General features: G+C 56.2%; 12 protein-coding genes. 5 read left to right on the forward strand and 7 right to left on the reverse strand.

Going from position 1 to position 15,274, the window contains the following annotated elements; genetic code table 11:
• The first annotated feature begins 258 nt into the window (after window positions 1-258).
• Window positions 259-798 carry a DUF1003 domain-containing protein gene (locus tag HB376_RS14350; RefSeq protein WP_213764322.1) on the forward strand — a complete coding sequence of 180 codons (540 nt, stop codon included), beginning with the start codon at window positions 259-261 and terminating at the stop codon, window positions 796-798.
• Window positions 799-1,049: 251 nt separating this feature from the next.
• Here HB376_RS14350 and HB376_RS14355 read toward each other — a convergent pair whose 3' ends face one another.
• The 4 genes from HB376_RS14355 to HB376_RS14370 all read right to left on the reverse strand — a co-directional run bounded on the left by HB376_RS14355 (window position 1,050) and on the right by HB376_RS14370 (window position 4,147).
• A complete protein-coding gene (locus tag HB376_RS14355) occupies window positions 1,050-1,589 on the reverse strand; it encodes a GNAT family N-acetyltransferase (RefSeq protein ID WP_218627254.1) in 540 nt (179 codons plus the stop codon).
• A 5-nt stretch (window positions 1,590-1,594) separates the two neighbouring features.
• Window positions 1,595-2,161, reverse strand: a complete 567-nt coding sequence (locus HB376_RS14360; protein WP_255631338.1) for an XRE family transcriptional regulator — start codon at window positions 2,159-2,161, stop codon at window positions 1,595-1,597.
• A gap of 596 nt (window positions 2,162-2,757) precedes the next feature.
• Window positions 2,758-3,219: a hypothetical protein gene (locus HB376_RS14365; protein WP_255631349.1), complete on the reverse strand. Its 462-nt coding sequence runs from the start codon at window positions 3,217-3,219 to the stop codon at window positions 2,758-2,760.
• 742 nt (window positions 3,220-3,961) lie between these two features.
• Window positions 3,962-4,147 carry a CsbD family protein gene (locus HB376_RS14370; protein ID WP_213764324.1) on the reverse strand — a complete coding sequence of 62 codons (186 nt, stop codon included), beginning with the start codon at window positions 4,145-4,147 and terminating at the stop codon, window positions 3,962-3,964.
• A 260-nt stretch (window positions 4,148-4,407) separates the two neighbouring features.
• On the opposite strand from HB376_RS14370, the gene HB376_RS14375 reads away from it, so the two are divergent.
• Both HB376_RS14375 and HB376_RS14380 read left to right on the forward strand, forming a co-directional pair.
• A complete protein-coding gene (locus tag HB376_RS14375) occupies window positions 4,408-4,767 on the forward strand; it encodes a DUF2471 family protein (protein WP_255631339.1) in 360 nt (119 codons plus the stop codon).
• A 337-nt stretch (window positions 4,768-5,104) separates the two neighbouring features.
• On the forward strand, window positions 5,105-6,124 hold the full coding sequence (locus tag HB376_RS14380; protein WP_213764325.1) for a site-specific integrase: 1,020 nt from the start codon (window positions 5,105-5,107) through the stop codon (window positions 6,122-6,124).
• A 20-nt stretch (window positions 6,125-6,144) separates the two neighbouring features.
• Here the strand turns inward: HB376_RS14380 and HB376_RS14385 are convergent, their stop codons facing one another.
• On the reverse strand, window positions 6,145-7,359 hold the full coding sequence (locus HB376_RS14385; RefSeq protein WP_213764326.1) for a DNA-binding protein: 1,215 nt from the start codon (window positions 7,357-7,359) through the stop codon (window positions 6,145-6,147).
• 1,751 nt (window positions 7,360-9,110) lie between these two features.
• Between HB376_RS14385 and HB376_RS14390 the strand changes: the two genes are divergently transcribed.
• Window positions 9,111-10,460, forward strand: a complete 1,350-nt coding sequence (locus tag HB376_RS14390) for a replication initiation protein (protein WP_213764327.1) — start codon at window positions 9,111-9,113, stop codon at window positions 10,458-10,460.
• 107 nt (window positions 10,461-10,567) lie between these two features.
• Here HB376_RS14390 and HB376_RS14395 read toward each other — a convergent pair whose 3' ends face one another.
• Together HB376_RS14395 and parA are read right to left on the reverse strand one after the other, a co-directional pair.
• On the reverse strand, window positions 10,568-11,632 hold the full coding sequence (locus HB376_RS14395; RefSeq protein WP_213764328.1) for a ParB/RepB/Spo0J family partition protein: 1,065 nt from the start codon (window positions 11,630-11,632) through the stop codon (window positions 10,568-10,570).
• A 24-nt stretch (window positions 11,633-11,656) separates the two neighbouring features.
• A complete protein-coding gene (gene parA, locus HB376_RS14400; protein WP_062085299.1) occupies window positions 11,657-12,319 on the reverse strand; it encodes a ParA family partition ATPase in 663 nt (220 codons plus the stop codon).
• A 1,530-nt stretch (window positions 12,320-13,849) separates the two neighbouring features.
• Here parA and HB376_RS14405 point away from each other — a divergent pair.
• Complete coding sequence (locus HB376_RS14405; protein WP_213764329.1) at window positions 13,850-15,235, forward strand: gluconate:H+ symporter; 1,386 nt, start codon at window positions 13,850-13,852, stop codon at window positions 15,233-15,235.
• Window positions 15,236-15,274 lie beyond the last annotated feature (39 nt).

Raw genomic sequence — 15,274 nt, forward strand, 5'->3', positions numbered from 1 at the left:
CTACCGCTTGCTGGCTTCGCCACTTCATGGCAACGGTGCTCGTGTCTTTCGCCGCCCTTATCCGCCCCGTGTGCAACGCTCCCGAATAACCTCACCCAAGCGTCGATAAGACAACGCCACCTGCTTCCCGCATTGTTTGGATAAGCCGCGTTAGGCTGCGATCTGCTATGGGCAAGTCTTTTTCATGACTGCAACGCTTGCGCGGACTGTGTATAACATCGACACATTTCCGTTAATCGCCAAGCGAGAGAGCAAAACATGAATAGCCCCATTCCGCGCGACGAACAGCGCAAGGACAAACATCACCACTTACGTTTTCATCTGCCATACGTACACCTTTCGTCAGTGTTCGGTGACGACTGGTTCGCGCTAAAAGCCGAGCGTTTTGCGCGTTTCTTCGGAACACCGACTTTCCTCGTCGGGCAGACGATTATTGTTGCAGCCTGGATTGGCATCAATGTCGCGGGCCTGACAAAGTTCGACGTTTATCCTTTCATTCTTCTAAACCTTGCCTTTAGTCTCCAGGCCGCTTACGCCGCGCCGTTAATTCTGCTTGCGCAAACGCGACAAGCAGATCGCGACAAGGTCAATTCCGACGCCGATGCGCGGCATCGTGAAGACCTCGCCTCAGCGAATGAGGAACGCCAGTTGCAAGCGGCTCGACAGACCGATCAGCTCGTTGCCTTGCTTGAGCAAAATACCAAATTGACCGAGATCACGAAGCAAATGAGCGAACGTATCGAGGCATTGACGCGCGAAGTGCATAACCGGATAGAGCAGGCAAATATAAAGCCGTAAGTGCTTTGAGGGCTAGCCTTCAGGTCACCGATGCAGTCTTCAGAAAGTTCAAAAGACGGCAGCGACGATCAAACCGCGGAGGCGGTTGAACGTCGCTACGATATAGTCTGTAATCCGAATTGAAACTGGCTCCAGCGCGCGGACGCATCGGGCGTTAAAACGGAGGGGGTCAGAAAATTCGGTTCAACGGTTAAAACAGAAAGTCAAAATCGGCAGGCCGGTTGATCGACAATCAAGCCTCGCCGAGCTGATCAATCCTTGGTCGGGATGCGCGGGCCAATTCGCTTCCAATAGATCTTGGTCCCGGTCAGCCCTCCATGCGGCTTGAGCGCATAGTCTGGAATCTCTCCCGTAAGAGTGAACCCGAGACGCTCGTAGAGCGTCGACGCTCCGCCATCGGTCGCGGTATCCAGGACCAGCAACGTGCGTCCCTGTTTCACGGCCAGATTCTCGGCCGCCTGCATCAACGACGCCGCCACCCCTCGCCCCCGATGGCTGAGACAGGTCATCAGTTTGGCAATTTCCGCACGGTGCGGCTGGTTGGGCGGACAGTCGAGCAACAGGGTGACGGTTCCGACCAGTCTCTCACCGTCCCATGCACCCAGAACCATTCGTTCGCCGCGAGTTGCGGCGGCCAGCGCATTGGACCAGAACGCTTCTGCTGCTTCGGGCTGCAGCGGATGCATGAAGCTGACCGAACCGCCGTTTGCAACAGCCTCGATCAAGAGCCCATTGAGCATCGCGCGGATCGTCGGCGAGGCGCTTAGTTCACTGATTTCAATGTTTGACATGACGGCTAAGTCCGGGCGAGAACAACGAGGTAGGTACAGGTCGAGGCAGTCTCGTTAGCCAGGGTGACCTCTGAAGGCGGACCGAATCCCAGGCAATCGCCGGCGCTCAGAGCGTACCGCTCCCCGCCTTCCTGGATCACGAGATCGCCCACTAACACCCAGACCACCTGACGGATATGAGCATAAGACGATGGCGGTAACACCACCTGTCGTCCCGCCGGCAGATCAACCTGAACGATCTCCACCGGGTGGTCCGGATTGTTGAACACCTGCTTGCGGAGATAGCCTGTCTTGGGATCGCGCCAGAGCGGTTGATCGACGGCCCGCGACAAGCGGTCTCCATTGCCTTCTGCCCTCACCAAAAGGCCCGCGAGCGTCAAGTCGAAGGCCCCGGCCAGTCGCACCAGCGTGACCGCGGTGGGGCTTATTTCCTCGCGTTCAATCTTGCTGATGGTCGCCTTGGCGACCCCGGAGAATTCGGCCAGATCCGCCAATGACCATGCGCGCGCATTTCGCTCAAGCCGAATACGGCGAGCGATGCGAGGTCCAGTGTCGTCTATTGATGATGTCATATTGTCCATCATAGTAGACGATAGGGTCGTGCGCAAGACGCGCTCAAAGCGTGGGGTTTAGTGCGTTGGCGGGCTTGGAGTCGGGTGTCGGGTTTTGTCTTCCAGAGCGACGCGTCAGTAAGTAGTGTGATCGACTACTTGCGAGCAGACAAAACCACCTTTGCTCCGCGTAAGACAACGGTCATCAGCGCACGCGGTCGAGACCATAAGGCAAATTATTTACGGGCTTGTGTGGCGGTCGCCACGGTATGGCTCCCCCGCGATGTCCGCTGGACTCAGGCCCGAGCTCGGCAATGTAGGGGCTTGCGGCTTTCTTAAGGTGAGCTGATACGGGAGCTGTTCGGGAAACATCTGAAGCCAGGTCAGCCAATGAGTCTCGGTGCCTTTTGTGGAGTAGATTTTTAATCCGGAGTCCAGATTAGATGAGAAATCACGATATATGCGGCGAAGGGGCGAGCGTCGACACGCCGAGATTGGCAGAGTCGATGGAATACCTTGAGCCGCTTGAGAACAAACTACGCGACCCGTCTACGATTCGCCTTTTCCGTGCAATCTCGAATGAAGCACGACTAGCGTTTCAACGCCCCGGGGAGTTGTCACCAAAACCTGACTCGTAGCTGAAACCCCAGCGTGAAGGGCAAATCGCTAGAGGGGATCGGCGGAATCAGGATGATGTTCGCGCCAATACGACCGTACTCCGCCATGATGAGCGGCGCGAGGACCGGACCGAGTTTGTGATCGTGGCCGATACCCCATTTGCCGTAGTCGTATCCCGATATCAAGCCGCCCATTGCGGCCAGTCGGATGTATCCCCAATGTGCGAATTCCGGCGCCCAAACGCCGCCGCCATAAAACGAAGGCGCCGTCAGCGAGTTTCTGAAGTACCCGCCCGCCAGCGCCCACTGTGGGGCAATCCAGCATTCAACACCAATGCCGGGGTTGAATTGATCAAAGTGTTTTTTGGGATGAACGTGATATGAACCGATCATCGCGTCGGCCCATAAGCCGTCATTGCAAACTTCGGCTGCCGAGACGTTCGATGTCGCACCTAATGCCATCAGGGCCGCCAGCAGTAGGGGGACACGAATCTTTTTTGAGACGGTTGCTGACGTTTTCATTCGGCTCAAACCTGTGCGTTCTGCCGCCGCGGTCTCGCCGACCACGCCTTTTTATATGAAGTTCGAGCGAAACTTTACATGAACGTCGTGGGCATTTGTGTGAAATTGGGGAACGAGATTTCGGGAATTCAGATCGCGTGTGGGTTTGATATTTAACTGAAATCTTCCGGCTTGTTAATGACTTGATAGCTGGACCCTATTCTTTTGTCGGTTTGTAGTTTGCGACGCTAGATGGCCCACAGGGTGTTGGCTGATGGGACGGGAGATTAGTCGTTTCCAATTAGCGCGATACCGAGTCACATGGATTCGGCGCGGCAGGTGCCAACGGCGGCCGGAACTTGATGCGCATAAAGTTTTCCGGCTGCGCATCAAGGAGGGGACCCAGCAGGCAAAAGCGCTTAGCTTCAAAAACCGGCGCTTACGCAAAGTTCAGCTTTCCAACCCGATTAGTACAAGAAGCTAGGTAAGCCATCCAAGCTTGGCCGGATGGTCCCCAAGCTGATGGAGAATTCAGCAAGCCGCCTGTCGATAACGGTCAGTCCTGGCGTGCGCAACGGTCATCGTGACGAAGTAAACAAAAAGAAGCCGTTCCAAATCGCTTTAGAACGGCCAATCACTTTTAAAGGCGGCAGTTGCTAGTGCGTCGAGCGACCAGCTACCCGCCACTGCCTGAAGTGATCCATCAAGGTTTTTTGAACGCGTCCTTTACGTCTTCGCGTGCATCGCCGACGCCTTTTTGCACCTTACCGGCTGCCTGTTGCATGTCGCCCTTTGCTTCCTGGCTCTTGTTGCCAGTTACCTTGCCGACCGCCTCGTTGACTTTGCCCTTGGCCTGATTCACCACACCGTCTTTCTGATCCTTGTTCATCTTGATCTCCTTTCGTATCGAAGCGCGAAATCCCGATCTCCTGAGATTCGCGGCGTCATGTCAGGGAAAGCGCCCTGAACGTGTAATCAGAATGGCGATTTCGAACGCCGCAGAACAGCCGCACACGTCTGATTCCCACGTAGGCGGAATCGCACATACGCGCGGAGCACTCAGCGCGACGCTAGAGGAACATTGCGATAAACACTGTATGTTTGTACAGTACACATCTTGGCGCAATGGCATGAATGGAGGAGAACACAATGGACTTCGACGAAGATCGTATGGACACCCCCGAATTCGCACGTACAGTGCGCGACCTTGAGCGGATTACGCGCGATATAGCGGAGCGCTACATTGTGCAAGGTGTTCCTTTGACTTGGCGGTTACTGCTCGCCATTGAAGCGGAAGCGCTCGCCGATCTCGGTTTTGCAGGCCGACATGAGTCCGCACTCCGCGCGCTCTTTGCGCGCCCGGACGACATGGCTTTTCCCGAAACGGATGATCTCGTCGATCTCGGGGCATCGAATGCTTTACCGCCGGTGTTTGTATTTGCCGTCGATGCCTACGACTGCGCCGCCCGTGCTGGACACCCTGAACTGGCAAAAGCCGTGGTCCATTGAGATATGAACTCGAGGGTGCGCGAATTGGAAGCATAGCCGCCGGGAAACCAGCGGCGGCCGTTACTGTTTCAACCGCAATTCGAGTTTGTAGCCAGATCCAAAAACGTTGCGTCGCATGTCATGCCGCGAGCAAACCAGAATGCCCGCCGCCAGAGTTCCTTGTGTTACTGGCGCGGGTCAACACGCACCGTCATGAAATCCCCATCGCCGCGAGCGCCTGGCAATACGGCTTTGAACTTGCAGCCGACACATGGATGAAAGCTGAACCTCAACATCGTCGGCAGCATTCGCGTAACCTGTAGCGTATGCGTTTTACAACTAACGGATTATCAAGCCAATGGCCGCTCCTGCGGAAACTCCCGAAATTTTCGATCATGAGCGGACCAATTGGTACGCCGATCCGCGTAGCGCGTTCGACTCCTGGATGGCGCATCAAGCGTTCAAAGCGTCTTCCGCGGATGTCTACCGGGCGCAATGGGGGCTCTTCCTCGAATGGCTGAGCGTTAAACGAATCGATCTCCGCACGGTTGATCGACTTGCCATCGAACAGTTCGTCACCCAGCTAAAGATTCGAAAGCCACAGCGCGTTCGCTATCTGCGCCTTATCGAGCGGGTACTCGACCATGTCCGAAAAATCGAAATGGCATCGACGAACCCAGCTCGCTTTATCGCCCAGGACGGCGAGGCTCCATGGCGAGATGCGCGCGAAAACGAGCCAACGGGATTTCTCGCCCACGGTGAACGAGCGGCCCTGATCAGGTATCTTTTTTCTCCAATCGGCGATCTGCCGGCGGGGCAGCGCTGGCGAGAGCGCCGCGATCGTGCGCTGGTAGGCGCATTCCTGGGCGGCGGGGTAAAAACGGGTGAAGCAGCAGCGCTGACCGTTAGTAGCTATTCATGGAATCAGCCATGGCTTGCTGTCGAGGCTACGAACTCCCCTTTAAATCGAGAAACCCGGCTCGCACCGTTTGCGATCGCGTTACTCGACCATTGGATCAGCGAGCGCAAGACAGTGCGATTACTCGGCAACCTGCTGTTCCCGTCCGCGCCATCGGGACGCCCGATGCACAAGGCCACCATGCTGCGCGCGATCGATGCCGTGATCGACGCCGCCGGCATTGCCGATTCACGAACGGCACGCGCCAGTCCGCAAACCTTGCGCAATACCTTCGCAGCCGACTTGTTCGAAAGTGGCACAGCGCCCGAGCGAGTCGGGCAATGGTTAGGTTTCCAGCAACAAATCTCGGCGCACCGGCTGCATCGAGCATGGCAAAACTGGACCGGTGAGGAAATACGGGAGCGGGATTTGGCGGAGGCGCAAGAAAGCGGCGGCAAGGAAAGCCACGAATTCGAGTAGCGTTCCGCTCCCGAAAAATCTCACCTCTCGGTTTGTTCTCCGGCCTCGGCAATCTCCGGCGAGTGAAATCGGGCTACCGCGAGCAACCGTGACGACGCGGCGCCCGACGACCGATCGCAATCCGGACAGGACAACTCAAACTTATCATCGTGCTGGGCAAGTTCAGGCTCGCCGGTGACACACGTGGGGCAGCAGGCCGGCACTGCGACAAAACCATCGATGTCCGTTCCCAACGTCCCCATTTCCTGTGCGGATAGCCGTCCTTCCTCAACCATCGTGCAGATTAGCCGGGCGACGTTTTTACTCATTCCGCTTTGTCCGAGCAACGCGTCACGTTCGATGACCAGCGCGTCGATCTCGTCCGATTGCTCGCGAATTCGCAGCTCTAGCCGATCCGTGCGTGCCTTGGCGATGCTAAGTTGTTGAATAAAATCGAATTCCTTCTGACTTGCCTGACGCACTCCCGCCTGGTAGGTTGCCGCCATGCCACGCAGAGAATCAAGTTCCACGAGCATCGGCTTCACTCGCCGCTCGGCCTCGCTGATCGCATCCTTGATCTGTTGCGCATAATGCTCGGTGTTGTGTCGCAGTTCACCGTTCAACGCATCCACACGATCGCGCAGCGCGGCGTTAGCCGTTTGCTCTGTTTCGAGCCGCTGAGTCAACGCGGCGTGTTCCCGTTCCAACCGATGAATCGACGCCTGCAAACTGCTTTGTGCCTCCAGTTCGCGGCCACGAAGGGATGCTAATTCGATCTCCAGCGCGGAATTGCGTGCCAACGCAGTATCGGCGCGTGCCTCGCTGCGGTGAAGCGCCTCATCGACCGTCGCGCAACGTACTTCTGCGTCGCGAAGCCGGCTTAACGCAGCATCGACGTCATCTTTTGCGGCATGGCGCTCATCTTCCAGCGATCGAATTGCAAATTCCTGCGCTTCCAGGAAAAGCTGCCCGAGCAATTCACCGGCTCGTTCCTGCAGTCCTTCTGGAATCGCTCCACTTTCGATCCGAACGCGCGACGCGGATCGGATCCGAGCCCAGAATGCGTCGATATCCTTCGGGATATCGCTCGCGCTACCGGTTTGCGTGAGATCTCTGACCGTGGCCGTTGATGGGCGAATGCCGAAATCGAAGAAAAGCCGCTTGCAGGCATGCTGCGATAGATCTTGTCGACGGGCACCGTTGGTCCGCATCGTCGCGAGTTCAGCCCGCAGTGCAAGGCGTTCTGCATCGTTCATACGAAGCTCCAAGTCAAATTCGTTCGTATAATAATACTTTACGTATCAAATGCTACATATTTAGATTGAGCACGTGGGCTAACGCTTGGAGCTACTCTCTTTTTATCTAAATAGCCTATATCACGTATCGATCGCAGTGGCATCCGTGAAACATGTCGAGGTTAATCCGTCAAGCTATTGATTACTAGCATCTTTTTCCGACTTGACCATTTCTGCAGATGTTCCACGGAGTTTTTGTTTCACGATTCTCTTCCTTGGATCTCTCGCTTGCTTGAGAGTATTAGAAGTAAACACCTTTGAACCCTAGTTAAAAACGTTAACGCCACGGCAAAGCCTTACCAGATAAGGCTTTCCGGGCGGGTCGGTGAGGGTCTGCGGGATAGTAGGTGAGATAACACGGGGGCTATCGGTGTATAGGTTCGGGGGCCAGCGTGAGGAGTCACGGGAGCAAGCGTGAGCGAGTTCGGGAGGCGGGTGTTTTGGGAAGGTGAGGAAATACAGGGGCTGCCGCGGCTATCGTCCATATGCGGCGGCACAGCACACGTCGACCCGCCAATTTCTGCAGTGAGCGTTTGCAGGATACAGAAAATACGAAAATTCCAATAGAAAAAAGGTAATTATTACCTGTAGGTGAGGTTTTACAGGGGTCAAACCAAGTCCAGGGTGAGACTATGCGGGTGCGAGCTGCTCAGAAGTCCCACTTTGCGAGGCACGCAAACCGCAACGGTGAGGAAATACGGGAGAACTGCGCGGCGGTATTTCGACCTGCCTACTTTGCCGATCCCACTGGTTTTAAGGGATATTTCTGCAAAACCGGACCGGAGGTGAGAGTTTTCGGGAGCAGTTTTTGGTTCGTCGAGAATCGTACTGACAGCTCTGTCGAACTCCAAAGGTGAGGCTTTTCGGGACAATATGATCGCGATCTTAAGGCATGAAGATCCTCCTCGGAAGACACCTTATCGACCAATATTATATTAAGTATATGATTTAAAAGAATTTTATGTGAGCCGAGTGCGCGCACATTGCAGCAAAGGTGAGTATTTTCGGGAGTGGTAATCTGCTGTTCGCAGTTATCTCCTTCGCGTGAAAAAATGGCAAAGGTGAGCTTTTACAGGACTACATTTGGCCGAATTTAGGTGCCAAGAGAGCCCCGACGGTGCTGAAATCCAGAAAATCGTCCGTTTGTGACTCTAAAGGTGAGTGTTTGCGGGGGCCAGTGAGGAGCAAGTATCGATGCCGTCGACCGTGGGAAAGTCTAAAGGTGAGGTTATGCGGGAGCCTGGATCCGAGGTTTGGGAGCCTGTTTTGAGGCTGCAACTTGGCTGAATAGGGCTCCCCGGCAGGTTAAAGGTGAGCTTTTGCGGGAGTAATTGCGGAGGATCTGGCGTGCTATCGAGGGTTAAAGCCTTGATAACTCGACGATTACAGCAATTTCTCCGCGCTTTCACGAATTTTCGCCTTCCGGGAAAATTTCGTAAAAACCACAGGGGCGCGTAAAAAAATTTCAGGTGAGAAGATACGGGATCAGGCTTGAAGCGGTTCGATTTGAATCCGCAAGCGCTCAATCCGTTTACCCGCATGGCACGGGGCATAAATGAGATGAGGCGTGACGGTGAAGGTGAGAGTTTTCAGGAGCGCACCTCAGTGAGTTTTGCGCGTGACATCCGCTTCACCACTACAGGGTGAGTGCGCACCTGTAGACGAGCTTCACCGTCATGAGTATGCTTTCCCAAAATTCTCCTGACTCCAGCATGGCAACCAAACGCGCGAAGAAGACCGACATAGTGAGTCCGAGTTCGGCGGAGCTGCGAAAAGCCGTCGAAGCCATCGCTATCCAGCCAAAAAGCGGCAAGATCACGCTTTTGACTCGCAAGTTATTCAACGTGCTGCTGGCGGTCGCTCAGCAGGCGGACGAATCCGGGGACACTTATCGCGCGCTTTTATCGGACATTGTCGCGAATGCGGCGTTCGATTCCAACGATACCGCGCTGGTGAAAGAGCATTTGCGCCGCATGGTGTCGGTGCAGGTTGAGTGGAGCACAGGCACGTCGAGTCTGAAGCCTGGGCGTAAGTGGGGCATATCGACGTTGATCGCAGACGCCGAAATTCTCGAAGACCCCGCTACGCGCCGGGTGTGGGTCGAGTTTTCCTTCGCCCCAAAGATCAAGAAAAAGCTGCTCGACCCGGTGCAATACGCGCGCCTGAGTCTGCAGTTTCAAAGTCAGCTCCGCAGCAGTGCGGGCCTTGCGCTGTATGAAATCTGCGTCCGCTATCTGACGAATCCGAGCCATCTCACCATGCGCGAGACTTGGGAATGGTGGCGGCCGATCCTCTCAGGAACGCCCGACACCGAAGCGGGCGACGAAGCCAAGCGCGAGTACAAATATTTCAAGCGTGACTATCTTCGGCCCGCGATCGCGGAAGTCAATGCCGTTACCAATATCTTTGTCGAGTTGATCGAGCACAGGGAAGGCCGGCGGGTAGCTGAAATTCAGTTTCGCGTGACCGAGCGCAAGCAGCCTATGCTTGCACTCGATGAACATCCGAACGTGTTCGACAGTACGTTGGTCGATCGCATGGTGAAAATCGGGATTCCGCTGAAAGATGCGCAAACGCTTTACGCGGACAGCGAGGAAAACCGAATTCGTTCGGCGTTGCAAATGACCGAGCAGAGAATGCGAAGCACGTCGCTGCCCCCGGTACGAAGTGCGGCGGCGCTTTTCAAGGATGCTTTGAAGAAGGGATATGCGCCCCAGGTCGAAGCATTGCCGGCAGTAGCGGCCCCAGCGAAAACCAACGGAGCGCCAGCGGACGACCTGAAGGCGCGTTTGTTGAGCGAATATTCCGTGTTTCGCCGGAAGGAAGCACGCTCGTTATACGAGGAACAAGGTGAGTCTGAACGGGAGCTGGCCCGTCAGACCTTTGAGGAAGATGTGTTGCCGGAGCTCGGCACACACATGCGTGACGATTGGCGCAAGCGGGGTCTCGATTCAAAAATGGGCGAAACCTCGTTTTTCGACTGGCTTGCGCGTAAGACTTGGGGGGAACCGACCGACGGCGATCTGTTGGCATTCACGTTGAATCAGGGTCGTGCCGCGTAAGAACCCCGATAGAGGGGTTGGTAGCAAGGGCCGGTAGCTGAAGAAGTCGCGCTTGTGCCCCCTTGATGCCCCTATTCGCTTTCTCGTGTGCCGTTATCCAGGTTGCTTCATCGTTTTGCCGTATCCGCTTGCAGCATCTTCTCTATCTGTTGAAGAATTTCGTCGCGTTTGTCTTTCGACAAACCACGTAAGCGCAACTCGAGCCTGTCGTCTCCATACGTCTTGAGATCACCCACGGCAAGCCCGTCCAGCTTGATTTCCAACCGCTGCGCATAGCGTTGACGCCCTGCGGGTTTGGGCGTTTCTTGTGCGCTTGCACGGCCTTTCACAATGTCAGCGACTTGTCGGGTGCTCAGATCATCCGATGCAATTTTGTTGATCAACCGCAGCGTGGCATCTGCGCCGCGCGCCGTATGAAAGCGTGAGACCTGATAAGCCATATTCGAACCAAATCGATCCGGCCGGGCGACCATCTCATGCATCACGTTCTCGGGTAGCTTCGCGATAGCTAAAGCGACGGCGATCGTCGATTCGTCGAGGCCCAGGTGGTCGGCGAGTTCTCGCTGGCTCTGGAAGTGCTTTTCATCGAGGAAACGCTTCCAGACGATGGCGTTATCGAAGACGGTTTGCGAGTCCCGTTGTACGTTTAGGTCATAACCCAGCTTGTAGCTTTCGATGCCAATAGGAAGGTCGATGACAATCGCCTTCACGGTTTCTTTATTGGCTTCCTTCAGCGCCCGTACTCGGCGGCCACCGTCGCTAACAAAGAAAGTGCCCGGGTTTTCGTGATCGGGAATCACGTGAATGGCTTGCTGCTGGCCCTGCTTCGCCAGATTGACGGCCAATTCCGCGATGGACGCCTTCAGATAAAAATGCCTGGGGTTGAACGGGCTCGGCTTGATGGCCTTTAGCGGCAACTCAATGACCTGGCCGCGTATGTACCTGTTTTTCCGGCGCCACACCTGGAAGTTTTCCGACTCCTGCGCCGCTGGGTCGTCGTGGAATTCATCTTCGGTGTAAGCGCTGGAGCGGCCGGTGACCTGCTTGTCATTCCCCGCCTCTTGATTGACGATTTCGTCGATAGCATTGATGCGATCAAGGGCCGTGCGCTTTTCGCTGCTGGTCGTATCCGGCCGGGCTTTGAAGCCTTTTGCGAACTGGGTAGGTTTCATTCGGGATCCTTTATGCGCATAAAGTCAGGGAAGCATGGCGAGAACTTCGTCAGCGCACGCACGTATTTCAATGGCGGCCAGTCGCGCGCCGCGGTCGCTCATCTGAAGTACGGTCTGGCCTAGCGCCATCGCCTGCTTGTAGCACTCGCGGGTCGGAATCTGGGTCTTCAGCAGAGGGAACCCCAATTCTTCCAGCGCACGCTTCAGCTCGCGCGTCAGCATACGTTTCTCCTCGGTTTTGTTGAGGAGAAACACTGCGCGCAGATCTTCATTCATGACCTGTGCTTGCTGAATGAGTTTGACGAGGCCCACGCTGGACCAATAGTCAGCAGGTGACGACGATGTCGGGACAATGGCAACCGTCGCAGCGAGAAGGACGACGCCCGATACTTTTTCCGTAATTGAGGGCGGGCAATCAACGACGATGATGTCGTAGTCGTTGACGAATTTCTTGATCTCTCGATGAATCTGGGCCCCTGCTTCGGACAGGTTCACGATAGGAAACGGGATGCCGCTGGCCTCGTCGGCCGCAGCACTGGCCCAGTGGACCAGGGTATTTTGCCCGTCCGCATCGACGACGAGCACCCGCTTTCCTTTCTCGTGAAACGCCGCGCCTAGATGCATTGCTATCGTGCTTTTTCCTACTCCGCCCTTCTGCTGCGTGATCGCAATGATTTCAGCTGCCACGTTTTGCTCCCAAATTTAGCTTTTCGAATTTTACATTGAAAACTCAATTTTTCTAGCGCTAACTCATCGGGTTGGCCGTTTGGCCGATTTTCTGTGGGGTTTATGCGCATAAAGTCCCCGCGCTGGAGTTGCTTGGCTATGCGCCGATGCTGTTGTCCAGCATTGAAATCTATGGACCCGTCCTGCGAAGCGGTTGAGGGGCTTTTGATATTTGGCCCGTGCGCTAATGAAGTTGATGCGATTCCAGCGCACCGCCGATCACCGTGCCGAGAATCGTCGATCCGACTGTTGCCGATTCAAGCCACGCGTTGGCCGGGATGAGCTTTTCGGGCGGCAACGACAACAATTCCGGCCATGTTTCGAGTCGGATTGAGTCGGAAACCTTGGATTTGGCTGCTGGGCCTCGGTCCGTTCTTTGGATGTTTCGGCAACCCCACCAGCCTCTTCGAGCCATTTGGGTGAGAGTGCGGGCTCGCTACAGAAGGCCGATTGGACTCGATCAATGGCCTCTCACACGGCGACGTCAGTACGTAGTCTGTCGGCCCGCTCAACGACGATCGACGTTCGCTTGTGCCGGAATCGTTGCGGCCGCGATGAGTACCTCGCCTGGCAGAAAGCGACGGCGAGTCGTGGTGGGGCCAGAAAATTCGTCAAGGAGGCGGAGCTTTATGCGCATAAAGTCCACGTGCGGCTAATTCTGAGGTAGCTGTCCAAGGGACGGAAGGCGCCCGGCTCGGAAGTCGGGACAAAACTTGATCAGTCAGCCCCGATTCGCATCCGATCCGCGCAGATGCCCTATTGGCGGTTGTGGGAACGGAACATTGGCGGAGTGCAAATTGGAGGCTTTGGGGGCATCCCGATTCTGAACGGCTGGGTCAAATTCGAAATGTCTGGAATGATCCACAGGCCGGAACCTTATCTACAGGCGCTTGTTCGCCGCTACTTCCGACCCCGCCGCCATGGAAATTCGCTATACCTGCACCTCCGCTTGTTAAAAGCGTATTTCCCCGTGCAGGCGACCGCAGTCATAATCCTCGCCACAATCGCCGGTTTAGATTGAAATTATAATAGTTAGAATTATTAGACGCGATAAACGCCATATGCGGCAGCTACCGCGCTAATTTGGAAAGCTCATTTCGATGAAGCTATTAATCGACCACGGACTTCAAGACGCAAAGAACGGAGGAACGAATCGAACAAAGAGTAAGGAGTAAGGCGCACCCCTTAACCCATTCAACGAGCTGAAGTTGTAAAGCACGCATTCGCGTCCGTCCCCGTATTCGCTAAAAACGCTAAAGAACGAGAGAACGAGACCAAATCGACTACCTCCAATCAAACGCCGTCCTCACCCCCTAGAAATCACCTCCAAACCCCTACGACCCGAAAGACCCCCAAGTATTTTGTAAGCATTCACTCGTAAAATCCGGCGACCGTGCGATGCCTGCGACCTGATTTATCAATACCGGCCGTCGCGGACAAGCGGGCAACGGACAAACCAGTCACCCCCTCCACTTAGCCAAGGGCATTTCAGTGCATTTGACCTCGACTCTCGCCGCGTGGTCCACCCACGACACGCGTCTTCTCATCGCATGCGCGCTCGGTCTGGCGTCAATCATCGTTCTTATCAGCGCGCTGAAACTTGCGCCGTTTCTCTCAATTCTCGTCGGCACTTTTGTCGCGGGTTTCACGGCGAACTTGCCGCTGGAAGCCGTCGCGAGCGCGTTCAGCAAAGGGGCGGGCGGAATCCTGGGGGATGTCGGCATCATCATCGCGCTCGGGGCCATGCTCGGTGCGCTGATGGCGGAATCGGGCGCGGCGGACCGGCTGGTCTCCACCATCCTCGATCACTCCACGCCGCGCACGTTGCCATGGCTGATGGCGCTGGTGGCCATCATCATCGGCTTGCCGCTGTTCTTCGAGGTGGGTCTCGTCATGATGGTGCCGATCATCTTCGTCATGGCGCGCCGCTCGAAGCAACCTATCCTGCGTATCGCGATCCCCGCGCTGGCCGGCATGACGACGCTGCACGCGCTGCTGCCGCCACACCCGGGCCCGCTGATTGCGGTCAGCGCGCTGCACGCGGACCTTGGCATCACGATGGGGCTGGGTTTCATCATCGCCATTCCCGCCGTGATTCTCGCCGGGCCGGTCTATGGCATATGGCTGTCGCGCCGCATGCACGTGGAGGAGCCGGAGGAAATGGGCAAGCTGTTCTCATCGAAAGTCGATGCAAACGGAGCGCTCGACGCGCCGAGCTTCGGCATCTCGTTGCTGACCATTCTTCTGCCTGTCGTCCTGATGCTTGGCCGAACGGTGGCGAAACTGGCGATCCAGCCCGAAACTTTTCTCTTCGATGCCCTCAATTTTCTCGGTGAGCCGCTTATCGCCCTGGGACTCACCGTTCTTTTCGCGATCGTTGCGCTGGGCTGGTCACGCGGCATGCCGCGCGACCGGGTGGGCGGCATCCTGCGCAAAAGCCTGCCGCCGATCTGCGCTTTGCTGCTGACCATCGGTGCGGGGGGCGGTCTTAAGCAAACGCTGGTTGTCGCCGGCATCAGCACGACGATCGGCAAGATCGCCATCGGCTCGCACATGCCGCTGATCCTGCTGGCCTGGCTGATCGCGGTGGCCTTGCGGCAGGCGACCGGCTCGGCGACCGTCGCGACCACGACCACCGCGGGGATCATCGCCCCGGTCGTGGCGGGCTTGAGCGCGACTCACAACTCGCTGCTGGCGTTGGCGATCGGCGCGGGTTCGGTGTTTTTCTGCCATGTCAACGACGCCGGTTTCTGGATGATCCGCGAGTATTTCGGCTTGCAGTTGAAGCAGACCGTCTACGTCTGGTCGGTGTTGCAAACCATCGTTTCGGTAGTCGGCCTCGCGTTGACGCTGGTCATGTGGGGCGTGCTGACGTAAATCGTGGGCAGATTGGCAAGGCAAGCGGGCACTCCGACC

The organism is Caballeronia sp. dw_19, from assembly GCF_018449515.1.
GTDB lineage: Bacteria > Pseudomonadota > Gammaproteobacteria > Burkholderiales > Burkholderiaceae > Caballeronia.